Raw genomic sequence first — 25,963 nt, 5'->3', positions numbered from 1 at the left:
CGGCGGACGCCGAGCAGGTGCGCGGCCCCAGAGGCGGTGTAGCTCAGTTGGTTAGAGCGAACGACTCATAATCGTTAGGTCGCCGGTTCGAGTCCGGCCATCGCTACCAGACACCACAAGTACGACGAGACACCACAAGTACGACGAGACACCACAAGTACGACAACCGAATACTGAGACTTCGAGAGATTTGAGAGAGAACCGTCATGGCTTCCAGTACCGACGTGCGGCCGAAGATCACCTTGGCGTGCGAGGTGTGCAAGCACCGCAACTACATCACCAAGAAGAACCGCCGCAACGACCCGGACCGCCTTGAGCTGAAAAAGTTCTGCCCGAACTGCGGCAAGCACCAGGGGCACCGCGAAACGCGCTGAATGCGCGCACCCCAATTACAGAGCGTCGACTAGGTAGGTTCGAGAACTGTGGCCCTGTCCGAAAAGATCCTCGGGATGCATTATCGCTACCCCGACCATTACGTAGTGGAACGGGAAAAGATCCGCGAGTACGCCACTGCCGTCCAGAATGACGAGCCGGCTTTCTACGGTGAGGACGCGGCAGCGGAACTGGGTTACGACGGCCTGGCGGCCCCGCTGTGCTTCATTTCGGTATTCGGTTACAAGGCCCAGTCGGCATTCTTCAGAGACGCCAACATCGCTGTCACCGACCAGCAGATCGTCCAGGTCGACCAGGTGCTGAAGTTCCTCAAGCCGATCGTGGCGGGCGACAAGCTCTACTGTGACGTCCACGTGGATGCGGTGCGGGAAGCGCACGGCACCCAGATCATCGTGACCAAGAACATCATCACCAACGATGCCGGTGAGATTGTCCAAGAGACATACACGACACTGGCGGGCCGTGCCGGTGACGACGGGGAAGTAGGATTTGCGGATGCCTCTGCGTGAGTTCAGTTCGGTCAAGGTGGGTGATCAGCTGCCGGAGCGGGTCTACCCCTTGACCCGCCAGGACCTGGTCAACTACGCGGGAGTCTCGGGTGACCTGAACCCGATCCACTGGGACGACGAGATCGCCAAGATGGTCGGCCTGGACACCGCAATCGCCCACGGCATGCTGACGATGGGCATCGGCGGCGGCTACGTCACGTCGTGGGTGGGCGACCCGGGTGCCGTCACCGAGTACAACGTGCGGTTCACCGCGGTGGTCCCGGTGCCCAATGACGGCAAAGGTGCCGAGTTGGTGTTCAGCGGTCGGGTGAAGTCCGTGGACCCGGAGACGAAGTCCGTGACCATTGCGCTGACGGCGACCACCGGCGGCAAGAAGATCTTCGGCCGGGCCGTCGCCTCGGCGAAGCTGGCCTAGCGGATGGCCCTCAAAACAGATATCCGCGGTATGAGCTGGCAGTACCCCGATTACTTCGAGGTGGGCCGCGAGCAGGTTCGCCAGTTTTCCCGGTCGATCAAGGCCGACGATAAGGCTTTCCACGACGAGGCCGGGGCCGCCGAACTCGGCTACGACCGCATCGTCGCCCCACTCACCTTCGTGACGATCCTGGCGAAACTGATCCAAGACGATTTCTTCCGCAATGTGGACGTCGGCTTCGAGACCATGCAGATCGTGCAGGTCGACCAGAAGTTCGTGTACCACGAGCCGATATACGTCGGCGACAAGCTCTATGGCAGCCTGCGCATCGAGTCGGTGAACGAGCGCTTCGGCGCCGACATCGTCATGACGAAGAACTTCTGTCACAACCAGGACGGCGTGTTGGTCCTGGAGGCCTACACGACCCTGATGGGCCACGAGGGGGACAACTCCATCCAGCTCAAATGGGACAAAGAATCCGGGCAGGTCGTCAGAACCGGGTAATTAGTATCTGGCTCGCGCGTCCATGTACACTCGGACCTCGGGGTTTTCCCATTACCAGCGCGCTGTCCGTCGGTTCGCGATTGCCGAACGGGGGGCGCGCGAGTCATGTAAGCCCCGGAAAATAGGGGCGTAGCTCAACTGGCAGAGCAGCGGTCTCCAAAACCGCAGGTTGCAGGTTCAAGTCCTGTCGCCCCTGCTGAGGGTCAGCCGCATGAGGAGGCGGACCATCTGACTCGCGTGCCATGGTGGACACTGGGATGGGTGGCCACTTCGAGCGGTACGGCCCGCGACATAGCTAGCGAACGAAGGAGCACGCGGTGAGCGACGAAGGCGACGTTGCCGACGACGCCGCAGGCGACGGCGGTGCCGTGGTGACCAAGGCGGCGGCGCGGCCACAGCGGCCCACGGGAAAGCGGTCCCGGGTGCGCGCGGTGGAGGCCGAGGACGGCGAAGAGTCGACCGACGTGGAGGCCGCCGAGAAGGGTTCGGCGAAGAAGGACGCGTCGAAGTCCGCCAAGACTTCGAAGGCTAAGTCGACGCAGAAGGACAAGGCGAAGAAGCCGAAGAAAGCCGGTTCATCCAGCTCGATCAATCCGTTCGTGTTCGTCTACAACTACCTCAAGCAGGTTGTAGCCGAGATGCGGAAGGTGATCTGGCCCAACCGCAAGCAGATGCTGACCTACACGTCGGTGGTGTTGGTCTTCCTGGCGTTCATGGTGGCGCTGGTAGGAGGCGCCGACCTGGGTCTGAGCAAGCTCGTGCTGTTGGTGTTCGGCTGAGACTTGAGAGCGATAGAGAGGACTGAGAACCGTGACGACGTTCGACGGTGAACCGTCCGCGGGTGAGGCGGTCGATGTGCAGGAAGCGGACGCCCCGCAGGACGCGGCGGCGGCCCCCGCTGAAGATGTCGACCCCGCCGCTGCGCTCAAGGCTGAGCTGCGCAGCAAGCCGGGTGACTGGTACGTCATCCACTCTTACGCGGGTTACGAGAACAAGGTGAAAGCCAACCTCGAGACCCGGGTGCAGAACCTCGACGTCGGCGACTACATCTTCCAGGTGGAGGTCCCCACCGAAGAGGTCACCGAGATCAAGAACGGCCAGCGCAAGCAGGTCAATCGCAAGGTGCTGCCCGGCTACATCCTGGTCCGCATGGACTTGACCGACGACTCGTGGGCCGCGGTGCGCAATACCCCGGGAGTCACCGGATTCGTCGGCGCGACGTCACGCCCGTCGTCGCTCTCGCTCGATGACGTGGTGAAGTTCCTGCTGCCGCCGGGCGCGGCGAAGAAGGCGACCAAGGGTGCGGCCAGCACCGCTGCGGCGGCAGAGACCGGCGGCCTGGAGCGTCCCGTTCTCGAGGTCGACTACGAGGTCGGCGAATCGGTGACGGTGATGGACGGACCGTTCGCGACGCTGCCGGCCACCATCAACGAGGTCAACGCCGAACAGCAGAAGCTCAAGGTGCTGGTCTCGATCTTCGGCCGCGAAACTCCGGTGGAGCTGACCTTCAGCCAGGTCTCGAAGATCTAGCCCCAGGGCATCGCAGAACTTTGCACCCCAGCACTTTGCAAGACTAGGAAGGAATGTAGGACAAACTCATGGCCCCGAAGAAGAAGAAAGTCACCGGGCTGATCAAGCTGCAGATCACCGCGGGTCAGGCCAACCCTGCGCCGCCGGTCGGCCCCGCGCTCGGCCAGCACGGCGTCAACATCATGGAGTTCTGCAAGGCGTACAACGCCGCGACCGAGAGCCAGCGCGGGCAGGTCATCCCGGTGGAGATCACGGTCTACGAGGACCGCAGTTTCACCTTCGCGTTGAAGACCCCCCCGGCCGCCAAGCTGCTGCTCAAGGCTGCCGGCGTCGGCAAGGGCTCGGCGGAGCCGCACAAGACCAAGGTCGCCAAGGTGACCTGGGACCAGGTGCGCGAGATCGCCGAGACCAAGAAGACGGACCTCAACGCCAACGACATCGACGCGGCCGCCAAGATCATCGCCGGCACTGCCCGGTCGATGGGCATCACGGTCGAGTAGTTCCACCCCGTCGGACCACGATGCGGGTCGCTTCCGGCCCGAGGAGGAGTCCGACAACACAGACCGAGAACGCGTGGGAGGGCCAGCTGCGGCCCGCATCACCACGAACCCAACACCAGATTGGATACGAAATGAGCAAGACGAGTAAGGCATACCGCGCCGCCGCCGAGAAGGTGGACCGCAACAACCTCTACACCCCGTTGCAGGCCGCCCGGCTCGCCAAGGAGACCTCGTCCACCAAGCAGGACGCGACCGTCGAGGTCGCTATCCGGCTCGGCGTCGACCCGCGTAAGGCCGACCAGATGGTCCGCGGCACGGTCAACCTGCCGCACGGCACCGGTAAGACCGCCCGCGTGGCCGTCTTCGCCGTCGGCGAGAAGGCCGACGCCGCCGTGGCCGCGGGAGCCGACGTCGTCGGCAGTGACGACCTGATCGAGAAGATCCAGGGTGGATTCCTGGACTTCGACGCCGCGATCGCCACTCCCGACCAGATGGCCAAGGTCGGCCGGATCGCCCGGGTGCTAGGTCCGCGTGGCCTGATGCCGAACCCCAAGACCGGCACCGTCACCCCCGACGTCGCGAAGGCCGTCGCCGACATCAAGGGCGGCAAGATCAACTTCCGTGTCGACAAGCAGGCCAACCTGCACTTCGTGATCGGCAAGGCATCGTTCGACGAGAAGAAGCTCGCGGAGAACTACGGCGCCGCGCTGGATGAGGTGCTGCGGCACAAGCCGTCGTCGTCCAAGGGGCGCTACCTGAAGAAGGTGACGGTCTCCACGACGACCGGTCCGGGTATCCCGGTCGACCCGTCGATCACCCGCAACTTCGCCGCCGAGGCGGAGTAAGCGGCGCCAGTAAGCCCCGCGAACGTCGACTGTGAACTCTGCGACGCGCCACCGGCGTGTCGTGTCGTCAGATTCACTGTCGGCGCGAGGCGAGCCCCAAGCCGGCCACTTGGCCACCTAGCCGCCGCATTCGCTGATGCGCCGCCGCAGGAATGCGCGGCCCGGCTCAGAAGCGTTGACCTCCAACGCTTTTCGATACCAGATGACGGCTTCGTCGGCGCGTCCGGCCCGTCGCAACAGGTCCGCGCGCACCGACGGGACGAGATTCGACCGCGTCAGCCGCGGGTCGTGCGCCACTTTGTCGAGGGCGGTCAGGCCTGCGTCCGGTCCGTCGCGGAAACCGACCGCCAGGGCGCGGTTGGCCAGCACCACCGGCGAGTCGGTCAATTGCAGTAACCGGTCGTACGCCGCGCATATCGCGGCCCAGTCGGTCTGCTCCCAGGACGGTGCTGTCGCGTGTATCGCGGCGATCACCGCTTGCGGCAGATACGGACCGGTCGATCCCTGCGCCTGCCGCAACCGGTTCAGGCCGCGGTTGATCCGGTCGCGGTCCCACCGGCGCCGGTCCTGCTCGTCCAGCGGCACCAGGGCTCCGTCGCCGTCCAGCCGGGTCGCCCGTCGCGAATCGTGCAGCAGCACCAGGGCGGCCAGCGCGTGCGCCTCCGGATGGGGCATCAGCGTGCACAGCTCACCGGCCAGCCGCACCCCCTCGTCGCACAGCTCGTCGCGGATCGCCGACGGTCCCCCCGTGGACCAGTACCCCTCGGTGAACACCGAATAGATGCAGCTGAGCACGTGCGGCGTGCGCTCGGGCAGCAGCTCGGCGGGCGGGACCCGCAGCGGGATGTTCGCGTGCCGGATCTTGTACTTGGCCCTGGTGATTCGTTGGCCGATGGCGGCCTCGGTTTGCAACAGGGCACGGGCGATCTCGGTGACCGTCAATCCGGATACCAGCCGCAGTGTGAGTGCCAGCTGTGACCGGCGGTCCAGCGCGGGGTGCGCGCAAGTGAACATCATCCGCAGTTCGTCGTCACGCACCTGGTGCGGATCGGGAGAGCCGGAATCTTCCACGAATGCCGCCAATTCCTTCTCTGGACGGATGGATTCGCGGCGCAGCCGATCACGGGCGCGATTGCGCGCGACCGTGATCAGCCACCCGCCCGGACGATCCGGCATGCCGTTGCGGGGCCAGCTGCGCAGCGCCTCGGCGCACGCCTCCTGGACGGCATCCTCGGCAATCGTGAGGTCGCCCGACCATCGTGCGATGGTTGCGACGGCGGGTCCCCATTCCCGCCGAAAGACGCCGTCCAGGGTCGTCATCCGGTGGCTACAGCCCGGAGATGCCGGCCAGTTGCCGTAGCTGCACCGCGGATGCCGGAATCATCGACGCCAGCTTGGCGGCCTCGTCGCGATCTGCCGCGGTGAGGACATAAAAGCCGTTGGCGACCTCGGCGCCTTCCGCATAGGGGCCGTCGGTGACGAGAACCTCGCCGTCGCGAACCCGCACGGTTGTCGCCGTCGAGCGGTCGTGCAAGGCGGCGCCCCCGACGATGTGATCGCCCGCGGCTGCCGCGAACTCGACATGGCGGGCCGCCACGGCATTCCATTCCGGCGTGCCCGGAGTGTGGGCAGAGCCGGGCGGCTCCACAAGCAGCGCAAGCCAGTCAGTGCCCTCGAGCTTGCGGGTCGGTTCGATCGAGTGGACGGTCGGCCACACCTCCACCGCGCCGTGCGTGGCCACCGGAATGTTGCGGGCGAAGGAGAGGGCCTCATCGAGATTCTCCGCTTCGAACAGGTAGTAGCCGCATGCCACCTCGGCGCCTTCGGCGAACGGGCCGTCGGTGATGGTGTCCGTGCCGCCGTCCACCCGCGCGCCGGCGGCACCGGGAAGCAGAGCGTCACCGGCCGTGATGGCGGCCGCCGCGCTGTGATGGAAGCGTTGGTAGGCGTCCATCTCGGCCGCGCGTTCCGTGGGCGTCAAATCGCGCTCGTGACTGATCAACAGAGCGAAATACTGCATTCGTCGTCTCCACCCGTAGCGAGCGAAGCCCTGTGCTCCAGTCTCTACCGGTTCGACGAACGGCGCAGCCCGGATCCGACCGACCCGGTGCGCGGTAGCGCTAGGCGGCCGCCCCCGGCTTGAGGTAGGTCACCAGGCTCACGTCGAGCATCTCGTCGTCGAAGTAGTGCTCGCAGCCGCGCAGATACTTCATGTACCGCTCGTAGACCTCGAGCGAGGTCACCTCGACGGCCTTCTCCTTGTTGGACTCCAGGGTGTCGCCCCAGATGTGCAGCGTCTTGATGTAGTGCGGGCGCAGCGAGATCGGTTCGGGGACCACGAAGCCGGCCTTCTCGCCGTGCTCCACCATCATCTCGGTGGACGGCAGCCGGCCGCCGGGGAAGATCTCGGTCACGATGAACTTGATGAAGCGCACCGTCTCGAAGGTGATCCGCTTGCCCCGGGCCGCCATTTCGTACGGGTGGTAGCTCACGCTGCTCTGGACGGTCATCCGGCCGTCGTCGGGCATGATGTCGAAACAGCGCTTGAAGAAGTCGTCGTAGTTCTCGTGCCCGAAGTGCTCGAACGCCTCGATGGAGACGATCCGGTCAACCGGCTCGTTGAAGTCCTCCCAGCCGTGCAGGAGCACCCGCCGGGAGCGATCGGTGTCGATCGCGTCCAGCACCTGCTGGGAGCGGGCGTGCTGATTCTTGGACAGGGTCAGGCCGATGACGTTGACGTCGTACTTCTCGACCGCGCGCTTCATGGTGGTGCCCCAGCCGCAGCCGATGTCCAGCAGCGTCATGCCCGGCTTGAGATCCAGCTGGTCCAGATTGAGGTCGACCTTCGCGATCTGGGCTTCCTCGAGCGAAATGTCCCACGGTTCGAAGTAGGCGCAGCTGTAGGTCCGGGTCGGATCCTGGAACAGGGCGAAGAAGTCGTCGGAGACGTCGTAGTGCGCCTGAATGTCTTCGAACTGCGTCGGCTTCGTCATGGCACCGGTCGATTTATCGGCCATTGCTGTGGTGTTCTCCTGAATATGTGGCACTGGCTGGTCGTGCGCGCGGGCCTAGACCTTTGACGTGCAACACTACCCGATCCGGTGGTACCGGCTGACCGGCTCAGGGTTGCACGCCGGGCCCGCGGAGGTCTACTTCTGCAAGGTGAAGTGGTGGCAGTCGATGTAGCCGATCCGGAAGGACTCGGCGCAACCGGTCAGGTACTTCATGTAACGCTCATAGATCTCTTCTGACTGGATTTCGATGGCCTCGTCCTTGTGCGCTGAAAGGGCTTCGGCCCACAGGTCGAGGGTCCTGGCGAAGTGCAGCTGCAGCGACTCGACGTGGGCGACGGTGAAACCGGCCTTCGTCGCGTGGTCGTGCACCTTCTCGATCGAGGGCAGCCGTCCGCCCGGGAAGATCTCGGTCACGATGAACTTGATGAACCGGGCCATCTCGAACGTCACCGGCATGCCGCGCTCGACGATCTGCCCCCCGGTCAGACCGGTGATCGAGTGCAGCAGCATTCTGCCGTCTTCAGGCAGGGCGTCGAAGACGAACTTGAAGAAGTCGTCATAGCGCTGGAAACCGAAGTGCTCCAACGCCTCGATGGTGATGATCCGGTCCACCGGCTCGTTGAACTCGGCCCAGTCGCTCAGCAGAACCCGGTACGAACGGTTCGTGTCGACCTGGCCGAGCAGCCGCTCGCAGTATGCGTGCTGGTTCTTGGACAAGGTCACGCCGATGACGTTCACGTCGTACTTCTCGAGGGCGCGCTTCATCGTCGAACCCCAGCCGCAGCCGACGTCGAGCAGGGTCATCCCTGGCTCGAGCCCCAGCTTGCCCAGCGCCAGGTCCAGCTTGGCGATCTGGGCTTCCTCCAGAGTCATGTCGTCGCGCTCGAAGTAGGCGCAGCTGTAGGTCCGGGTCGAATCCGTGAACAGCTCGAAGAACTCGTTGGAAATGTCGTAGTGCGCCTGGACGTCGTCGTTGTTCTCTCGCCGGCTCCTGGCTCGAGTTAAGTTGTTAGACATATGTCCTCCCGATGGGACAGGCCCACCCCCCGCGAGGTGATCATCTCCGGACCCTACACGCGCTGGGACCCGTCCCTCGCATTTGAACTCACCAATGCCGGGATTTATTGGAAGGCGACCTGTCATGTGTCACTCTGATCGCCTTCGCACTACTTTTCCAGGGTGAATTGGTTGACGTCGATGTAGCCGGTCCGGAACGAATCGGCGCAACCGGTCAGGTACTTCATGTAGCGGTCGTAAACCTCTTCGGACTGGATCGCGATAGCCTCGTCGCGCCGCGACTCCAGGGCCGCGGCCCACAGGTCGAGCGTCCGGGCGTAGTGCGGTTGCAGCGACTGGCGGCGTGTCAGCGTGAAGCCGCCCTTGGCGGAGTGCTCCTCGACTTTTTCGATCGACGGCAACCGTCCGCCCGGGAAGATCTCGGTCATGATGAACTTGGCGAAGCGGGCGCCCTCGAAGGTCAGCGGCATGCCGCGTTCGGCCATCTGAGTACCGGTCAGGGCGGTGATGGTGTGCAACAGCATCACGCCGTCGGCCGGCAGAACCTTGTGCGCCAGCGCGAAGAAATCGTCGTAGCGCTCGTGGCCGAAGTGCTCGAAAGCACCGATCGAGACGATGCGGTCGACGGGCTCGTCGAACTGCTCCCAACCTTCGAGCAGCACCCGCCTGGTGCGCTGGGTGTTCATCTCGTCGAACGTCCGCTGTACGTGCGCGGCCTGGTTCTTGGACAGGGTCAGCCCGATGACGTTGACGTCGTACTTCTCGATCGCGCGTCGCATCGTCGCGCCCCACCCGCAGCCGACATCCAGCAGCGTCATACCGGGCTGCAGGCCCAGCTTGCCCAGCGCCAGGTCGATCTTGGCGATCTGCGCCTCTTCCAGCGTCATATCGTCGCGCTCGAAATAAGCGCAGCTGTATGTCTGGGTCGGGTCCAGAAACAGCCTGAAGAAGTCGTCGGACAAGTCGTAGTGTGCCTGCACATCGTCAAAGTGCGGCTTCAGCTTCACAGCCATTGGTATTGCCTTTCCGGACCAGCCGAGGCCCACGATCGCATGCGTCGTAGCATCCCCCAGTGCATGCCGCAAGTATGTTATCCGACGCGGCGCCTCATTACTAAACCGCGACAGCGTCTGCGCTGTTCAGCGGTGCTTTTATTATTTCGTCAACGTGTATTGCGCGACATTGGACAGACCCTTTCGGAACAGATTCGCGCAGCCGGTGAGATACCGCATGAAACGGTCGTATACCTCTTCCGACTGGATAGCGATCGCCTGCTCGCGATTGGCTTCCAGATTGGCCGCCCACATGTCGAGCGTGCGCGCGTAATGCGGCTGCAGATATTGAATTTCGCCGACCGAGAATCCGCTGTTCTTCGCATTGTCGATGATGTCGACCTCGCCGCACATGCCGCCGCCCGGGAAGATCTCGGTGGCCAGGAAGCGGAAGAAGCGCAGATCGCTCATGGTCACGGTGATGCCGTGGTCGCGCCAGTAGGTCTGCTCGTGGGTAAAGATGCTGTGCAGCAGCATCGAGCCGTCACCGGGCAGAATCTCGTACGAACGGTCGAAGAATGCCGGCCAGCGCTCCTTCTTGAAGGCGTCGAAGGCTTCGAAGCTGACGATCCGGTCAACCTTCTCGTTGAACTCTTCCCAGCCTTGCAGCCGCGCCTCGGCGCGCCGTGTGGTGGGAATCGCCGCCAGCCTGGCCTTGCTGCGCAGGTAGTGATTGCGGCTGAGCGTGATGCCGATGACGTTGACGTCGTACTTCTCCACAGCGCGCACCACCGCGCCGCCCCAGCCGCAGCCGACGTCAAGCAACGTCATGCCCGGTTCCAGGTTCAGCTTGTTCAGGGCCAGATCCAGCTTGGCGAGCTGCGCCTCTTCGAGCGTCATGTCGTCGCGCTCGAAGTAGGCGCATGTGTAGACCATGTTGGGGTCCAGGAACAGCGCGAAGAAGTCATCCGAAATGTCGTACGTCGCTTGCGACTCTTCGTAATACGGTCTTAGTTCGGCCATATCGGACCACCTCCAGCGCACACCGTTGCATCTCTAGTTTTTGCGTGACACCCCTTGAGGGGCCTCACGGAGCCGTCGGCTGTGGGTTCAACCGGCGGCATCGAAGTTGCTAGTCAGCTCGTTGATGACGCGACCCCACAACTGCTTGGGCAGATCATGACCCATACCGTCGACCAACACCAATCGGGCACCGTTGATCGCCTTCGCGACCGCGCGGCCGCCGAAGGGGCGCATAAGTTTATCCGCCGTGCCGTGGATCACGACAGTCGGGGCGCTGATGCGCCGGTCGTAGTGGAGCAGGCTACCGCTGCCCATAATGGCGCTGAACTGCTGGGAAATACCCCACGGGTGATAGTTGCGGTCGTAGGCTTCGGCGGCCTCGGCGCGCATCTGTTCCTCGGGTGTCGGGTACTGCGGGCTGCCGATGATCTTGCTGACCCGCACGGAGTTGTCGATGATCGCCTCGCGCGGCGAGTTCGGCGGGGGACCCTTGATGAGCGACAGCAGCGCGCGCGGCGCCGGCGGCGGCAGGAACCGGTGGTTATTGCTGGAGAAGATCACCCCCAGCGTCTGGGTCCGGTGCGCGTGCTGGGCGGCGAAGACCTGCGCGATCATGCCGCCCATCGACGCCCCGACGATGTGTGCCGCGTCGATGTCGAGGTGGTCGAGAAGGGCTGCGGCGTCGTCGGCCATGTCTTCCAGCCGGTAGGCCGACCGGCTGGGCAACCCGAGGAACGAGCGGGCCATCCGCGTCGGCAGCGGTTGCGGATCGGGATGCCGCTCGGTTTTGGTGGACAGCCCGACATCGCGGTTGTCGTAGCGGATGACCCGCAGGCCCCGGCTGACGAGTTGTTCGCAGAACTCGGTTCGCCAGAGCAGCATCTGAGCGCCCAGGCCCATGATGAGCAGCACGGGTGGATGGTCGGGGTCACCCATGTCCTCGTAGTACAGCTTCAGATCACCCGATACCGCGGTGCCACTGCGAACATCCACGTCACTACACCTCGTTGGCTTGCGGGTTGGCTTGATGCTCCCGGCTGACCTCGACCATGAAGTTGGCGAAGTAACCGGTGAGCTGCGGGTCTGACATCATCTGCCACTTGGGCGCCAATAGCTTCATATACCGCTCGACATAAAGGAACTGCTTGCCGATCAGCACCAGCTCGCGGGGCAGCTTGACGTCGTAGGCATCGGCAAGCGTCGACAGCTGACGGCCGATGTCGGCATAGGACATGTCGCCCAGGGACTGCATGGTCAGCGGGGTGGCGAATTTCTCGAGGTCCTTGGCGGCTTCGGCCTCCGGCTTCATCGTGCCGACGGCGCCCATCAGCACCACGATCTTGCCCGCGGCGGCGTGGTCCTTCTTGACCAGCAGGGCGTACACCAGCTCGCGCAGCAACCAGCGGGTGCGCGGATCGATGCGGCCCATGATCCCGAAGTCGAAGAACACGATGCGGCCCTCGTCGTCGACGTAGAGATTGCCCGCATGCAGGTCTCCATGGAACAGCCCGTGCCGCAGCCCGCCTTCGAACACGCTGAAGAGCAGCGCCTTGACAAGCTCGGTGCCGTCGAAGCCGGCCTTGCGGATGGCCGCGACGTTGTCGATGCGGATGCCCTGCACCCGCTCCATCGTCAGCACCCGCTCGCTGGTGAAATTCCAGTGCACCTGCGGCACCCGGATGTTCTTACCGAGCGGAGACGCGTGCAGATGCGAGACCCAGGCGTCCATCGACTGCGCTTCCAGCCGGAAGTCCAGCTCCTCGGCGAGGTTGTCGGAGAAGTCGGCGACCACGTCCTGTGCAGACAGCCGGCGGCCCAGCTTGGCCAGCTCCACGGCCTGAGCGAAGCGCTGCAGGATCTGCAGGTCGGCGGCCACCCGGCGCCGGATACCCGGCCGCTGGATCTTGACGACGACGTCCTCGCCGGTCTTCAGGGTCGCGTAGTGCACCTGCGCGATCGACGCCGACGCGAAGGGTGTCTCTTCGAACGAGGCGAACAGATTGGCCGGCTCGTCGCCGAGTTCCTCGATGAGGAGCTTGTGCACCTCGTCGGTGTCGGCGGGCGGCACCCGGTCCAGCAGGCCGCGGAATTCGCGGGACAGCGATTCGCCGAACGCGCCCGGACTCGACGCGATGATCTGCCCGAATTTCACATACGTCGGGCCCAGGTCGGCGAACGTCTGCGGGACTTCTTTGATGACCTTCTGTTGCCACGGCCCCTTGCCCGGCAGCTTGGTGAGCACACGAGCTGCGGTGCGGGTGACCTGCCAACCGGTGACAGCTACCCGGGCCGCTTCGACCGGTAGCGGCACCCGGTCAAGCTTGGCCACATCGCGGTGTTTAGTGGAACTCATTTCTGCAGTGTGCCAAATCGGGGGAGCCGATTGAAAATTTGCGTGAGCCGCCTCACCTGTCGCAAAAGCCCGGCCAACGGAGGATGTGCAGGCCCCTATTCGGGTTGCCAGGGCGTCAGCCAGGCCTGCGGCTCCCAGTTCTCCGAGGCGGCGATCAGCTCGTACATGGTGGCGCCGTCGATGCTTTCCCGGACGATGTCCGCGTGCCCGGCGTGACGGGCCAATTCGTTGATCACGTGCAGCAGCACCCAGCGAACCGACCAGGCGGCGACATCCTTGGGGAACCACGGAGCGTCACGCGGCACCGGCACCGCGGCATCGAGGTCGGCGGTGTCGGCCAGCCGCAGGGTTTCGGCGTTCTGCGCGGCGAACGCCTCGAGCAGCCCCGCCAGAGTTTCGCCGGGCAGCATCACGAACTCGTTGGCGTACTGCGCAGAGCGTTCCTCGAACGAGCGTGAGTCGGCCGGCGGAACATCCGGGGCAGCGGCCACCCTGGCCATCCACATCTTCTGCATACCGGTGACATGTTTGATCAGGCCGCCGATCGACAGCGAGCCGGCCGACGGTGTCGACCGGGCCTGCTCGTCGGTCAGGCCGTAGGACGCCGCGAAGTACGCGCTCTGGTGGTAGGCGAGGAACTCGCGCAGGGCGTTGCGTTCGTCGGTGACCGGGGGGGCGAGGGCGGGCATGATCAGTCCTTTCGGGTGTGGAGGTAAAGGTCGCGCAGACAAGCAATTTCGGCGCCGTGGTGGATGGCTTCCCGGTTGATGTGCAGGATCAGCTCGCTCAGTGTGTGCTCGGCGTAGGGTCCCTCAGCCGGACCGCACGGCCGGTCCAGGTCGGTGGCCGACAGCGAGCGCACCCCGCGGATCCACGCCGCGTACTCCTCGTCGAGTTGCCGCAGGGCGCTCGCGGCGTCGGTGGCGTACTGCCAATTCTGGTAGTCGGCGGGCGGGCCACCGAAGTGGTGGTGGTTGCGCATGGCGAAAACTCCGACGATCACGTGGGCCAGCCGCCAGGCGATGGTGGTGAACGGCACCGGGCTGGGGCTGGGGTAACTGAAGTCCACCGAACCGTTCGGATGGACGGTCCAGCAGTCCGGCACCGGTCGCCAGAAGTATTCGTCGTCGGTCAGGCCGTCCAGGCGCGGGCGCATTTGCGTGTTCCAGTGCCAGTCGAGTTGGTCGGCCAACTGGGTGATCAGGTCTGCCATGCCTGCGAGCATTTCAGCAATAGCGGACAGTTTTGGTCCTAAACATGGGGCAGACTTGGCGGCATGACGGCGACCACGAGTCGTGTGCTGCAGCTGCTGGGGCTGCTGCAGTCGCGCCGGGTGTGGACCGGGCAGGAACTGGCCCGGCAGTTATCGGTGACCGGCCGCAGTGTGCGGCGCGACGTCGAACGGCTGCGTGAGCTGGGTTATCCGGTGGAAGCGAGCAAAGGCGCCGGGGGTGGCTACCGGCTCGGTGCCGGCGCGGCGTTGCCGCCGCTGCTGCTCGATCCCGACGAGGCGGTGGCGGTGGCGGTGTGTCTGCGGCTGGCCGCGGGCGGCAGCGTGGCCGGGGTGGGGGATTCCGCGCTGCGAGCGCTCAGCAAGCTGGACCAGGTGCTGCCGGCGCGCCTGCGCTCCCAGGTGGCCGCGGTGCACGAGGCCACCGTCACCCTGACGCCGGATTCGGTGGACAGCCCGGTGGATCCGGACACCTTGATGACGCTGGCCCGCGCATGCCGCGATCATGAGCACGTCACGGCCGAATACACCGCGCGCGACGGTGCCCCCAGCAAGCGTCGCTTGGAGCCCTATCAACTGGTGACCACCGGCCGGCGCTGGTATCTGCTGGCCTACGACCGCGACCGCAGCGACTGGCGCACCCTGCGGCTGGACCGGATGGGCGCGACGCAGGCGGCGGGCAGCACCTTCACCCCGCGGCAGGCGCCGGACGCGCGCGAATTCCTCCGGCACGCGATCAGCGCCGCGCCCTATCGCTACGTTGCCCGGGTGCGGTACCCGGTCCCGGCCTCCGTCGTCGCGCGCCACTTCTCGCCGCAGTCGATGACCGTCGAGCCCGACGGGGACGAGGCCTGCGTGGTGACGGCGGGAGGTGACGACCCGCAGCGGATGGTGGTGTACTTCGCGATGGTGGGCACCGATTTCGAGGTGCTGGAGCCCGACGAGGTGCGGACGGCGGCGCGTGCGGTGGGCAAACGTCTTCGTCGCGCGGGCGGCGCACCGTAAGGTGCGGTCATGCAACTGGTTTCGGCGGCATCGACCGAGCTGTTCGTCGGCCCGCCGGACCAGCCCCTGCAGCTGGCCCGCATCGGCGTCGCCGGGTGCGACCGGGCGACGACGCTGCGCGTGGACGGTGACGGCCTGCGTGGTGCGGCGGTCGCGACGGCCGGCCAAGAGGTGGTCGAGGTGCCGGTCGTGGTGGACGGCCCGGTTGCCGGTGGCCGTCGCGCCGCGCGCGTGCAGGCCGGCGGCATCAGCCTGGACTTCGATTTCGTGGTGGCCGAACCCGGCTGGACCATGTTCATGGTCAGCCACTTCCACTACGACCCCGTCTGGTGGAACACCCAGGCCGCCTACACCAGCGAGTGGCACGAAGACCCGCCCGGGCGAGCCCGTCAGACCAATGGCTTCGAACTGGTGCACGCGCACCTGGAGATGGCGCGCCGCGACCCGGAGTACAAGTTCGTGCTCGCCGAGGTCGACTACCTCAAGCCGTATTGGGACACCCGCCCGGAGGACCGTGCCGACCTGCGCCGCTTGCTGGCGCAGGGCCGGCTCGAAGTGATGGGCGGCACCTACAACGAACCCAACACCAACCTCACCAGCCCCGAGACCACGATCCGGAACCTGGTGCACGGCATCGGGTTTCAGCGTGACGTGCTCGGCGCCGACCCGGCCACCGCCTGGCAGCTCGACGTCTTCGGGCATGACCCGCAGTTCCCCGGCATGGCCGCTGACGCCGGCCTGACATCGAGTTCGTGGGCGCGGGGCCCGCACCATCAGTGGGGGCCGGCTTCCGGCGGCGACGTGGACCGCATGCAGTTCTCCAGCGAGTTCGAATGGATCTCGCCGTCCGGCCGGGGCCTGCTCACCCATTACATGCCGGCGCACTACTCGGCCGGCTGGTGGATGGACTCGTCGACCACGCTGGCCGAGGCGGAGGAGGCCACTTACGCGCTGTTCGACCAGCTGAAGAAGGTCGCGCTGACCCGCAACGTGCTGCTGCCCGTCGGCACCGATTACACGCCGCCGAACAAATGGGTCACCGAGATCCACCGCGACTGGGCAGCGCGTTACACGTGGCCGCGGTTCGTGTGCGGGCTGCCCCGGGAGTTCTTCGCGGCGGTGCGTGCCGAACTCGCCGAACGCTCTGTGGTCGCATCGCCGCAGACCCGCGACATGAACCCGATCTACACCGGCAAGGACGTGTCTTACATCGACACCAAGCAGGCGAACCGGGCCGCCGAGAATGCGGTGCTGGACGCCGAGCGCTTCGCGGTGTTCGCCGGGGTGCTGACCGGGTCGCAGTACCCGCAGGCCGCGTTTGCCAAGGCGTGGGTACAGCTGGCGTACGGAGCTCACCACGACGCCATCACCGGCTCGGAATCCGACCAGGTCTATCTCGACCTGCTCACCGGCTGGCGCGACGCGTGGGAGCTGGGCAGCACCTGCCGCGACACCGCACTTGAGCTGCTGTCCGGTCTGGTGGCCGATGCCGCGCACTCGGTGGTGGTGTGGAACCCGGTGACACAGCGGCGCAGCGATGTCGTCACGGTCCGGCTGGATCCCCCGGTTGCCGGCGTACGGGTGCTGGACTCCGACGGCGCTGAGCTGCCCGTGCACGTCGAGCACGACGGCCGATCGGTGACGTGGCTGGCAACAGACGTGCCATCGCTGGGCTGGCGGGCCTACCGGCTGGTGCCCACCGACCACGCCGCGGGGTGGCAGGCGGTGGCCGGCGCCCGGATCGGCAACGAGTACTACCGGCTCGCCGTCGATCCGCAACGCGGCGGGTCGGTGGCGTCGCTCGTTCGCGACGGCCGGGAGTTGATCGCCGCCGGCCGGGTGGGCAACGAGCTCGCGGTCTACGAGGAATACGCATCGCACCCGACGCAGGGTGAGGGCCCCTGGCATCTGCTGCCGCGCGGGCCGGTGGTGTGCAGCTCGGAATTCACGGCAACCGTGCAGGCGTACCGGGGACCACTCGGTGAGCGACTGGTGATCGGCGGCCGGATCGGCGACCTGCTGCGCTACACCCAGACCCTGACGCTGTGGCACGGCACCGACCGTGTCGATTGTCGCACCACCATCGACGAATTCGTGGGCGAGGACCGGTTGGTGCGGCTGCGCTGGCCCTGTCCGGTGTCCGGCGCCATGCCGGTCAGCGAGGTCGGGGACGCCGTCGTCGGGCGCGGCTTTGCCTTGCTGCATGACGGTGAGCAGTCCGTGGATACCGCCGAACATCTTTGGACGCTGGACAACCCGGCGTACGGATGGTTCGGGCTGTCCACGGCGGCCCGCGTCCGCGTGGGGAGTGCCACCCGGGCGATATCGGTCGCCGAGGTGGTGGCGCCCTCGGAGCCGGCGACCGGTCCGATGGCACGCGAGCTCATGGTCGCGCTGGTGCGCGCCGGCGTGACGGCGACCAGCAGCGGCGCCGACAGGCCGCGCTACGGCAATCTCGACGTCGACTCCAACCTGCCGGACGCGCGTATTGCCCTGGGCGGGCCCGCCCGCAATGCGTTCACCCGGGCGGTACTGGCCGCCGCCGACCCCGCCTACACCGCCGAACTCGAGCGGCAGCTCGCACAGAGCGGTCAGGCCCGGGTGTGGGTGCCGGCGGCGACGGGACTGGCGGCCGTCTGGGTTCCCGACGCCGACCTGCGAGAGCCGGACGCGGTGCCGGTGCTCATCATCGACGGCGCCGGCGCACGGAACCTGGCCGCCGCGATCGCGGCCGTCGCCGAGGACCTTGCAGACGCCGAAATTGTTGTCGTGCAGCAGGTTCCGTCAAAAGCGGATCCTTTCGAGGATTACACCGTCGCCTTGCTCAACCGGGGCGTGCCGAGCTTTGCGGTGGAGGTCGACGGCACGCTGCACACTGCCCTGATGCGGTCCTGCACCGGCTGGCCGTCCGGAACCTGGATCGACGAACCGCGCCGCACGGCGCCCGACGGCTCCAACTTCCAGTTGCAGCACTGGACGCACCATTTCGACTATGCGCTGATCTGCGGCGACGGCGACTGGCGCCGAATCGGGCTCCCGGCCCGCAGCGCACAGTTCTCCAATCCGCTGCTGGCACTCACCCCTAGCGAACAGCGCGGCTTGTTGCCGGCGAACGGATCCCTGCTGCATGTCGAGCCGGCCGACGCGGTGCAGGTGGGGGCGTTGAAGGCCGCCGGCAACCCGCTGGCCGCCGGCAGTGCCCGGCCCGTCTCACCCGGCGACGTCGCGCTGCGACTCGTGGAATCGACCGGCGCCGCTGCGCGGGTGGTGGTCGGCTCGGACCTCGGCCCGCTGCGTGGGCTCGCCGAGGCGAACCTGCTGGAGGAGGCCGAACGGCGCAAACGCCGCATCGATCTGCACGGCTACCAGGTCGCGACCGTGCTGGCACGCCTCGACGTCGCGGCCGTGCCCGTCGACCCGGTGGCACTGGCCCCGCACACCGAACCGGCTCAGCCGCTGTACGCGCGCTATTGGCTGCACAATCGCGGTCCCGCGCCGCTGGGCGGGCTACCGGTGGTGGCTCACCTGCGCCCGCAGCAGGTGAGTGTCGACACCGGCGTGGACCTTCGTGAGGTGACGTTGCGCCTGACCGTTGCCAGCGACTGCACCGACGCCGCGCTCGGCGGCGCTGTCGACGTGGTGGGTCCGGACGGCTGGTCGGTCGACCCGGTGGCGTCGCCGTTCACGCTGGAGCCCGGAGCCCACCTGGAAACCGACGTCGTGGTCGGGATCCCGGGCCACGCGCCCGCCGGGCGGTACCCGATCCGGGCCCAGTTGCGCGTCACCGACGACGACGTGCCGGCCGCGTGGCGCCAGGTGGTCGAGGATGTCGCGTTTGTGGATGTCGGTGACGACGGCGGTGACGTCGTGTATCTCGTCGACGGTCCCGCCGAGGTAGCGGTGGCCGCCGGGGAAACGGCGCGGCTGTCGGTGACCGTCGCCAGCCGTGCCCGGGCCGGCCTTGCCGTCGAAGCGCACTTGATCAGCCCCTGGGGAACGTGGGAGTGGATGGGGCCGGCCGTGCTCGGCGCTGAGCTGCCCGCGCTGGGAGACGTCGAACTCGTCTTCGATGTCTGCCCGCCGGCCTGGCTGGATCCGGGGCAGTGGTGGGCTCTGGTCCGGGTCGGCTGCGCGGGCCGACTGATCTACTCCCCGGCGGTGAAAGTGATGGTGACATGCGATCTGTAGCGACCGTGGCCGGCGTTCCGGTCGTCGTCGCCGACGTCGACGCGCGTGAGGCGCGGCTGCGCGGCGGCCCCCAGGCCAACGCGCTGCCCGCACCCGGCACCAGCGAGGGCCGCCAGCTGCGGCGCTGGCTGACGCAGCTGCTCGTTACCGAGCGGGTGGTTGCCGCGGAGGCCGCAGCCCGTGGTCTTGACGGCACCGGCGCCCCGCCCGAGGACGATCTGCTGCCCGATGTGACCGCCCGGCTCGAGATCGGCAGCATCGCGGCGGCGGCGCTGGCCGAGCCGCGGGCACGCGCTCTATTCGCCGAGGTGACCGCCGGTGTCGAGGTCAGCGCCGACGACGTCGCGGCCTACCACGCCCGCAACCCACTGCGGTTCGCGCGATCGCAGGCCGGAAGTCACGGCTGGCGCGTCCCCCCGGACGCCGCGCCGCCGCTGGAGGAGGTGCGGTCGGCCATCAGCCATCATCTGTTGGCAGCGGCGCGCCGGCGCGCATTCCGGGTGTGGCTGGACGCCCGCCGCGCCGCGCTGGTACAGCTGGCACCGGGCTACGAACATCCTGGCGACCCGCGCCAGCCCGACAACACCCACCGACACTGATGCTCACCCTCTGCCTCGATATCGGCGGCACCAAGATCGCCGCCGGGCTCGCCGACCCCGCCGCCCTCGCCGACCCGACCCGCACGCTGGTCTACAACGCCACCTGTCCCACCCCGTCCGGCGCCGGCGCAGAACAGGTGTGGGATGCGGTGGCCACCATGGTCGGCGAGGCGTTGCGTGCGGCCGGGGGAACGGTGGCGGGGGTGGGTATCGCCTCGGCCGGCCCCGTCGACCTGGCCACCGGAACCGTCAGCCCGGTCAACATCCGGGCCTGGCGCGGGTTCCCGCTGCGCGACCGGGTGGCGGCAGCGGTGCCGGGTGTGCCGGTCCGGCTGGGCGGCGATGGCGTCTGCATGGCACTGGGGGAGCACTGGATCGGCGCCGGCCGCGGCGCGGGTTTCCTGCTGGGCATGGTGGTGTCCACCGGCGTCGGCGGCGGCCTGGTGCTCGACGGGGTGCCGTACACCGGCCGCACCGGCAACGCCGGCCATGTCGGTCACATGGTGGTCGATCGGGACGGGCTGCCGTGTGCGTGCGGCGGCCGCGGCTGTGTGGAGACGATCGCCTCGGGTCCCTCGATGACGCGGTGGGCGCGGGCCAACGGCTGGTCTGCAGCGGCGGGCGCCGGCGCACGGGAACTGTCTGCGGCGGCCGCGGCCGGAGACGAGGTGGCCTTGCAGGCCTTCGCCCGCGGCACCCGCGCGCTGGCCGCGATGATCGCCTCGGTTGCTGCGGTGTGCGACCTGGACCTGGTCGTCATCGGCGGGGGAGTGGCCAAGTCCGGCGGCCTGCTGTTCGACCCGCTGCGCAGTGCGCTGGCCGAGTACGCGCGCCTGGATTTCCTGGCCGGCCTGCGGGTGGTGCCGGCCGACCTCGGGGGCGACGCCGGACTGATCGGTGCCGCGCGACTGGTCGGGCTGTAGGCGGCCGGACGCGTTTTGGCTGATCGCGGGGACCCACGCTATTGTGGTGCCGATCCACCAAAGACCGTCGGTCACCGAGCAATCGGTTGAAGGTCCGGGAACATCCCGGCGGCCCACGCAGGAGGACGAGGCACCATCACCGGCGCACTCGCCGGTGCATTTCACGCCCCGGCCGCATCCTGCGCCGGGGCGTTCGTCGTTCCTCCGGTGGCCACCACACTTGTAGGAGGTATGCATGGCCCGGGCTGACAAGGCCACCGCCGTCGCAGACATCACAGAGCACTTCAAGGCATCGACGGCGACGGTCATCACCGAGTACCGCGGCTTGTCCGTGGCCAACCTGGCCGAGCTGCGCCGGTCGCTGGGGGAGTCGACCACCTACGCGGTGGCCAAGAACACCCTCATCAAGCGCGCTGCGTCGGAGGCCGGAATCGAGGGCCTCGACGAGCTGTTCGCCGGCCCGACGGCCATCGCGTTCGTCACCGGTGAGCCGGTGGACGCCGCCAAGGCTTTGAAGACCTTCGCCAAGGAGCACAAGGCGCTGGTCATCAAGGGCGGCTACATGGACGGCCACCCGCTGACCGTCGCCGAAGTCGAGCGCATCGCGGACCTGGAATCCCGCGAGGTGCTGCTGGCCAAGCTGGCCGGCGCGATGAAGGGCAACCTCGCCAAGGCTGCCGGGCTGTTCAACGCACCCGCGTCGCAGATGGCCCGCCTGCTGGCCGCCCTCCAGGAAAAGAAGGGCACCGAAGCCCCCGCGACCACCGCGGCTCCTGCCGCCGAGGCCGCCGAGGCAACCCCCGAAGCCGCCGAATAACCCATAAACCCAAAAACCCGAGAAACTCAGGAGGAAAAAACCATGGCAAAGATCTCCAGCGACGACCTGCTCGACGCGTTCAAGGAAATGACCCTGTTGGAGCTGTCGGACTTCGTCAAGAAGTTCGAGGAGACCTTCGAGGTCACCGCGGCCGCGCCGGTCGCCGTCGCGGCAGCCGGTGGTGGCGGTGGCGGTGCCCCCGCCGAGGCCGCCGAGGAGCAGTCGGAGTTCGACGTGATCCTCGAGGGCGCCGGTGAGAAGAAGATCGGCGTCATCAAGGTGGTGCGTGAGATCGTCTCCGGTCTGGGCCTCAAGGAGGCCAAGGACCTGGTCGACAGCGCCCCCAAGCCGCTGCTCGAGAAGGTCTCCAAGGAGGCCGCCGACGAGGCCAAGGCCAAGCTCGAGGCCGCCGGCGCCAGCGTCACCGTCAAGTAGTCATTGCACAAACGCAGTGCACAAACGCCCCCGGGAGCCCACCGGCCCCGGGGGCGTTTGCGTGCCCGGAGCCACTCAGCGGGCGGCGATCAGCGCCTGCCGGGACCGGTGCACCAGCTCGGGTGAATCACCTAGAGCCACAAGCAGATTCGTCGTCATACCGGCGAGCACCGGCAACAGTGCCGACCCGTCGTCACCGTAGAACCCGGCCAGCTCGAGCATGACGAAGCCGTGGATCAACGCCCAGAACTGGGCCGCGGTCGCCACCACGGCGGCGTCGTCGTCTGCGGCCGAGGCGGTGATGCGGCCGGCCAGCATCGACCGGTGCACGGCGCGCACCACATGCGTGAAGCTGGATTCTTGCTTTTCGATCTCGTCGAGGGTGAGCGTCAGAACATTGCCCGCCGGCGCCTTGATGCCGTGCGCACTGGTGCTGCCGAACATCAACCGGTACATGTGCGGCCGCTCGATCGCGTAACGCCGGTACGCGGCGCCGACGGCCATCAGGTCTGCCACCGGATCGTCGGTCTGCGCGACGGTCAGCGCGGTGCCGAACTGCCGCAAACCCTCTTCGGCGACCGCGGCGATGAGCTCACGCATGCCGCCGAAGTGGGTGTAGACGGCCATCGTCGACGTTCCCGCGGCGCCGGCCACCTTGCGGGTCTGCAGCGCGTCGGGCCCGTGGTCGTTGAGAAGCCCCACGGCTGCGTGCAGCAGGTCGTCGCGGACGCTGCGGGTGGTCGGGTCGGTAGTCATCTCGCCACACAATATTGCCATCGGACGATCAGCGGCGTACGGTTTCGATAACGCTGAAATAACAATGTTATAGGAGCTCAGACATGACGGTGACGCAGACGGCCGAAATCCGGAACCCCTACCTCGAGGACTTTCTGGCGCCCGTGAAGGCCGAAGTCACCGCCACCGATCTGCGGGTGACCGGGCGGATACCCGAGCATCTGGACGGGCGTTACCTGCGCAACGGGCCGAATCCCGCCGCGGAGGTCAATCCGGCCACCTATCACTGGTTCAGCGGCGACGGGATGGTCCACGGGGTGTCACTGCGGGACGGGCAGGCCCGCTGGTACCGCAACCGCTGGGTGCGCAGTGCATCGGTGGCCGCCAAGCTCGGGGAGCCGGCCCCGGCCCGGCTGGACCCGAGGGCGGGCCTGCTGGCTCTGGGCGCCAACACCAGCGTGCTGGAGCACGCCGGCCGCACGCTGGCGCTGGTGGAGGGCGGCGTCGCCAATTACGAGCTCACCGAGGAACTCGACACGGTCGGGACGTGTGACTTCGACGGGACGCTGTACGGCGGCTACACCGCCCACCCGCACCGCGACCCGCACACCGGCGAATTGCACGCCGTCTCCTACTCGTTCGCCCGCGGGCGAACGGTGCAGTACTCGGTGATCGACACCCAGGGACGGGCCCGTCGCACCGTCGACATCCGCGTGAGCGGATCGCCGATGATGCATGACTTCTCGCTTACCGACAAATATGTGGTCATTTACGACCTGCCGGTCACGTTCGACCCGGGGCAGGTGCTCCCGGTCAAGGTGCCCCGCTGGCTGAGCGTGCCTGCACAGCTGGTGATGCAGTCGCTGGTAGGCCGCCTGCGGATACCGGGCCCGATCGCGGCGCGGCTGAACAGCAATCCCAAACCGACCGACCGGATGCCGTATGCGTGGAACACGTCGTATCCCGCGCGCGTCGGGGTGATGCCGAGGGAGGGGTCCGACCGTGATGTGCGCTGGTTCGATATCGCGCCCTGCTACGTCTATCACCCGCTCAACGCCTACTCCGAAATCCGCAACGGCTCGGAATACCTGGTGCTCGACGTGGTCAGTTACGAGCGGATGTTCGACCACGACCGGCGCGGTCCCGGAGACACCCAACCGATGCTGGAGCGCTGGACCATCAACCTGGCCACCGGATCGGTGTCCACCGAACGTCGCGACGACCGGCCACAGGAGTTCCCCCGGATCAACGAGACCCTGACGGGCGCCCGGCACCGGTTCGGCTACGCCGTCGGGGTCGACGACGGCTATCTCGCCGAGCAGCAGGGCATGCCGATGGTGACCGCGCTGTACAAGCACGACTACGCGACCGGCTCGAGTGAGGTCGCGTCGCTGGACCCCGAACTTGTGATCGGTGAGATGTCATTTGTGCCCAACCCGTCTGACGGCACCGGCGGCCAAGCGGAAGACGACGGGGTCCTGATGGGGTACGGCTACCACCGCGGCAGGGACGAGGGTCAGTTGCTGCTGCTGGACGCCCAAACGCTGGAGTCGGTCGCCACCGTGCACCTGCCCCAGCGGGTCCCGATGGGGTTCCACGGCAACTGGGCGCCGGCGGGCTGACGCGGCTGATCCTGAGCTGCCGCAGATTGTTATCTTTGCAACCCTGCTACGGCGTACCGGGCGTGCGCTACAGTGACTCAAGCCACACGGGGCCTGGTGGCGAATTTGCGCGTTGACGGAAGGATTTCCCATGGGCGTCAGCATCGAGGTCAACGGACTCACGAAGTCCTTCGGATCCTCGAGGATCTGGGAAGACGTCACGCTCGAGATTCCCTCCGGGGAGGTCAGCGTTCTCCTGGGCCCGTCGGGTACCGGCAAGTCCGTCTTCCTGAAGTCCCTGATCGGTCTGCTGCGCCCGGAGCGCGGCTCGATCATCATCGACGGCACCGACATCATCGAGTGCTCGGCGAAAGAGCTGTACGAGATCCGCACCCTGTTCGGCGTGCTGTTCCAGGACGGTGCGCTGTTCGGTTCGATGAACCTGTACGACAACACCGCCTTCCCCTTGCGTGAGCACACCAAGAAGAAGGAAAAGGAGATCCGCGACATCGTCATGGAGAAACTGACGATGGTGGGTCTCGGCGGCGACGAGAAGAAGTTCCCCGGTGAGATCTCCGGTGGTATGCGCAAGCGTGCCGGCCTGGCCCGGGCCCTGGTGCTGGACCCGCAGATCATCCTCTGCGACGAGCCGGACTCCGGTCTGGACCCGGTTCGTACCGCCTACCTGAGCCAGCTGATCATGGACATCAACGCCCAGATCGACGCGACCATCCTCATCGTGACGCACAACATCAACATCGCCCGGACCGTTCCGGACAACATGGGCATGCTCTTCCGTAAGCACCTGGTCATGTTCGGGCCCCGCGAGGTGCTGCTGACCAGCGACGAACCCGTGGTGCGGCAGTTCCTCAACGGCCGCCGGATCGGGCCGATCGGTATGTCCGAGGAGAAGGACGAGGCCACCATGGCCGAAGAGCAGGCCGCGCTCGACGCCGGTCAGCACGCCGGCGGTGTGGAGGAGATCGAGGGCGTGCCGCCGCAGATCGTCGCGTCGCCCGGGATGCCGGAGCGCAAGGCGGTCGCCCGTCGTCAGGCCCGGGTGCGGGCGATGCTGCACACGCTCCCCAAGGACGCGCAGGCGGCGATCCTCGACGACCTCGAGGGCACGCACAAGTACCAGTCGCACGAATTCTGATCCCGTAGCGAACGTCCTGAGCCCGGGGGACTGGCTCCCCTGACGAATTGCCCTCGGCGGGATTTTTGTCCTGCGGGCGGGGTTCGCGAAGACTGCAATACCCTGCTGCCTTGCGCTGTTCACCTGGTGGGCGGCCGTCGGGGAATTAACCACAACTTCCCACAACTTGCCGCGTGCA

At 66.7% G+C, this 25,963-nt stretch carries 27 protein-coding genes and 2 tRNA genes; 18 read left to right on the top strand and 11 right to left on the bottom strand.

The window, feature by feature from the left end:
- Positions 1-32: 32 nt before the first annotated feature.
- The 10 genes from QXK92_RS14640 to rplA all read left to right on the top strand — a co-directional run bounded on the left by QXK92_RS14640 (position 33) and on the right by rplA (position 4,696).
- A tRNA-Met gene (locus tag QXK92_RS14640) sits at positions 33-109 on the top strand.
- Positions 110-206: 97 nt separating this feature from the next.
- Complete coding sequence (rpmG, locus tag QXK92_RS14635; protein ID WP_036352522.1) at positions 207-374, top strand: 50S ribosomal protein L33; 168 nt, start codon at positions 207-209, stop codon at positions 372-374.
- 48 nt (positions 375-422) lie between these two features.
- Entirely contained in the window at positions 423-902 is a 480-nt protein-coding gene (gene hadA, locus QXK92_RS14630; protein ID WP_306242307.1) for a (3R)-hydroxyacyl-ACP dehydratase subunit HadA, read from the top strand.
- Positions 889-1,317: a (3R)-hydroxyacyl-ACP dehydratase subunit HadB gene (hadB, locus tag QXK92_RS14625; protein ID WP_306242305.1), complete on the top strand. Its 429-nt coding sequence runs from the start codon at positions 889-891 to the stop codon at positions 1,315-1,317. The genes hadA and hadB overlap by 14 nt, the downstream gene beginning before the upstream one ends.
- A 3-nt stretch (positions 1,318-1,320) precedes the next feature.
- Positions 1,321-1,821 (top strand): (3R)-hydroxyacyl-ACP dehydratase subunit HadC, encoded by a 501-nt coding sequence (hadC, locus tag QXK92_RS14620; protein ID WP_306242303.1) that lies wholly within the window; start codon positions 1,321-1,323, stop codon positions 1,819-1,821.
- Positions 1,822-1,944: 123 nt separating this feature from the next.
- Positions 1,945-2,017, top strand: a tRNA-Trp gene (locus tag QXK92_RS14615).
- A gap of 121 nt (positions 2,018-2,138) precedes the next feature.
- Entirely contained in the window at positions 2,139-2,600 is a 462-nt protein-coding gene (gene secE / locus QXK92_RS14610; protein ID WP_306242301.1) for a preprotein translocase subunit SecE, read from the top strand.
- Positions 2,601-2,631: 31 nt separating this feature from the next.
- Entirely contained in the window at positions 2,632-3,351 is a 720-nt protein-coding gene (gene nusG / locus QXK92_RS14605) for a transcription termination/antitermination protein NusG (protein WP_306242299.1), read from the top strand.
- A 68-nt stretch (positions 3,352-3,419) separates the two neighbouring features.
- Positions 3,420-3,851: a 50S ribosomal protein L11 gene (gene rplK, locus QXK92_RS14600; RefSeq protein ID WP_306242297.1), complete on the top strand. Its 432-nt coding sequence runs from the start codon at positions 3,420-3,422 to the stop codon at positions 3,849-3,851.
- A gap of 131 nt (positions 3,852-3,982) precedes the next feature.
- Entirely contained in the window at positions 3,983-4,696 is a 714-nt protein-coding gene (rplA, locus tag QXK92_RS14595; RefSeq protein WP_306242295.1) for a 50S ribosomal protein L1, read from the top strand.
- 117 nt (positions 4,697-4,813) lie between these two features.
- On the opposite strand, the gene QXK92_RS14590 is transcribed toward rplA, so the two are convergent.
- The 10 genes from QXK92_RS14590 to QXK92_RS14545 all read right to left on the bottom strand — a co-directional run bounded on the left by QXK92_RS14590 (position 4,814) and on the right by QXK92_RS14545 (position 14,308).
- Positions 4,814-6,016 carry an RNA polymerase sigma factor gene (locus QXK92_RS14590; RefSeq protein ID WP_306242294.1) on the bottom strand — a complete coding sequence of 401 codons (1,203 nt, stop codon included), beginning with the start codon at positions 6,014-6,016 and terminating at the stop codon, positions 4,814-4,816.
- Between the two features lie 7 nt (positions 6,017-6,023).
- Positions 6,024-6,716, bottom strand: a complete 693-nt coding sequence (locus QXK92_RS14585; protein WP_306242292.1) for a YciI family protein — start codon at positions 6,714-6,716, stop codon at positions 6,024-6,026.
- A gap of 100 nt (positions 6,717-6,816) precedes the next feature.
- Complete coding sequence (gene mmaA4, locus QXK92_RS14580) at positions 6,817-7,713, bottom strand: hydroxymycolate synthase MmaA4 (RefSeq protein WP_306242291.1); 897 nt, start codon at positions 7,711-7,713, stop codon at positions 6,817-6,819.
- Between the two features lie 132 nt (positions 7,714-7,845).
- A complete protein-coding gene (locus tag QXK92_RS14575) occupies positions 7,846-8,727 on the bottom strand; it encodes a cyclopropane mycolic acid synthase family methyltransferase (protein WP_306242289.1) in 882 nt (293 codons plus the stop codon).
- A gap of 149 nt (positions 8,728-8,876) precedes the next feature.
- Positions 8,877-9,740: a cyclopropane mycolic acid synthase MmaA2 gene (gene mmaA2 / locus QXK92_RS14570; protein ID WP_306242288.1), complete on the bottom strand. Its 864-nt coding sequence runs from the start codon at positions 9,738-9,740 to the stop codon at positions 8,877-8,879.
- A gap of 141 nt (positions 9,741-9,881) precedes the next feature.
- Positions 9,882-10,742, bottom strand: a complete 861-nt coding sequence (locus QXK92_RS14565) for a cyclopropane mycolic acid synthase family methyltransferase (protein WP_306242286.1) — start codon at positions 10,740-10,742, stop codon at positions 9,882-9,884.
- A gap of 87 nt (positions 10,743-10,829) precedes the next feature.
- Entirely contained in the window at positions 10,830-11,735 is a 906-nt protein-coding gene (locus QXK92_RS14560) for an alpha/beta fold hydrolase (protein ID WP_306242284.1), read from the bottom strand.
- Positions 11,736-11,739: 4 nt separating this feature from the next.
- A complete protein-coding gene (locus QXK92_RS14555; protein ID WP_306242282.1) occupies positions 11,740-13,095 on the bottom strand; it encodes an AarF/ABC1/UbiB kinase family protein in 1,356 nt (451 codons plus the stop codon).
- Positions 13,096-13,190: 95 nt separating this feature from the next.
- Entirely contained in the window at positions 13,191-13,784 is a 594-nt protein-coding gene (locus QXK92_RS14550; RefSeq protein WP_306242281.1) for a DinB family protein, read from the bottom strand.
- A 2-nt stretch (positions 13,785-13,786) separates the two neighbouring features.
- Positions 13,787-14,308, bottom strand: a complete 522-nt coding sequence (locus tag QXK92_RS14545) for a DinB family protein (protein ID WP_306242280.1) — start codon at positions 14,306-14,308, stop codon at positions 13,787-13,789.
- A gap of 63 nt (positions 14,309-14,371) precedes the next feature.
- Between QXK92_RS14545 and QXK92_RS14540 the strand changes: the two genes are divergently transcribed.
- The 6 genes from QXK92_RS14540 (at position 14,372) to rplL (ending at position 22,293) form a co-directional block, all read left to right on the top strand.
- Positions 14,372-15,331 carry a YafY family protein gene (locus QXK92_RS14540; protein WP_306242279.1) on the top strand — a complete coding sequence of 320 codons (960 nt, stop codon included), beginning with the start codon at positions 14,372-14,374 and terminating at the stop codon, positions 15,329-15,331.
- Between the two features lie 9 nt (positions 15,332-15,340).
- On the top strand, positions 15,341-19,519 hold the full coding sequence (locus QXK92_RS14535; protein ID WP_306242278.1) for an NEW3 domain-containing protein: 4,179 nt from the start codon (positions 15,341-15,343) through the stop codon (positions 19,517-19,519).
- Positions 19,507-20,118: a malonyl CoA-ACP transacylase gene (locus tag QXK92_RS14530; protein ID WP_306242277.1), complete on the top strand. Its 612-nt coding sequence runs from the start codon at positions 19,507-19,509 to the stop codon at positions 20,116-20,118. Before QXK92_RS14535 ends, QXK92_RS14530 begins: the two co-directional genes overlap by 13 nt.
- On the top strand, positions 20,118-21,041 hold the full coding sequence (locus tag QXK92_RS14525) for an ROK family protein (protein WP_306242276.1): 924 nt from the start codon (positions 20,118-20,120) through the stop codon (positions 21,039-21,041). The genes QXK92_RS14530 and QXK92_RS14525 overlap by 1 nt, the downstream gene beginning before the upstream one ends.
- A gap of 235 nt (positions 21,042-21,276) precedes the next feature.
- Positions 21,277-21,858 (top strand): 50S ribosomal protein L10, encoded by a 582-nt coding sequence (rplJ, locus tag QXK92_RS14520; RefSeq protein ID WP_306242275.1) that lies wholly within the window; start codon positions 21,277-21,279, stop codon positions 21,856-21,858.
- Positions 21,859-21,900: 42 nt separating this feature from the next.
- Positions 21,901-22,293 carry a 50S ribosomal protein L7/L12 gene (rplL, locus tag QXK92_RS14515; protein WP_306242274.1) on the top strand — a complete coding sequence of 131 codons (393 nt, stop codon included), beginning with the start codon at positions 21,901-21,903 and terminating at the stop codon, positions 22,291-22,293.
- 75 nt (positions 22,294-22,368) lie between these two features.
- Here the strand turns inward: rplL and QXK92_RS14510 are convergent, their stop codons facing one another.
- Complete coding sequence (locus QXK92_RS14510; protein WP_306242273.1) at positions 22,369-23,049, bottom strand: TetR/AcrR family transcriptional regulator; 681 nt, start codon at positions 23,047-23,049, stop codon at positions 22,369-22,371.
- An 83-nt stretch (positions 23,050-23,132) separates the two neighbouring features.
- On the opposite strand from QXK92_RS14510, the gene QXK92_RS14505 reads away from it, so the two are divergent.
- Positions 23,133-24,650, top strand: coding sequence for a carotenoid oxygenase family protein (locus QXK92_RS14505; RefSeq protein ID WP_306242272.1), 1,518 nt, complete (start codon positions 23,133-23,135; stop codon positions 24,648-24,650).
- A gap of 130 nt (positions 24,651-24,780) precedes the next feature.
- A complete protein-coding gene (locus QXK92_RS14500) occupies positions 24,781-25,785 on the top strand; it encodes an ABC transporter ATP-binding protein (protein ID WP_306242271.1) in 1,005 nt (334 codons plus the stop codon).
- The last annotated feature ends 178 nt before the right edge of the window (positions 25,786-25,963 follow it).

Origin of the sequence: Mycobacterium sp. TY815, from assembly GCF_030755135.1 — a bacterium.
Lineage (GTDB): Bacteria > Actinomycetota > Actinomycetes > Mycobacteriales > Mycobacteriaceae > Mycobacterium.
Note: the sequence above shows the minus strand (reverse complement) of the source record. Positions and strands in the feature narration are given on the sequence as shown.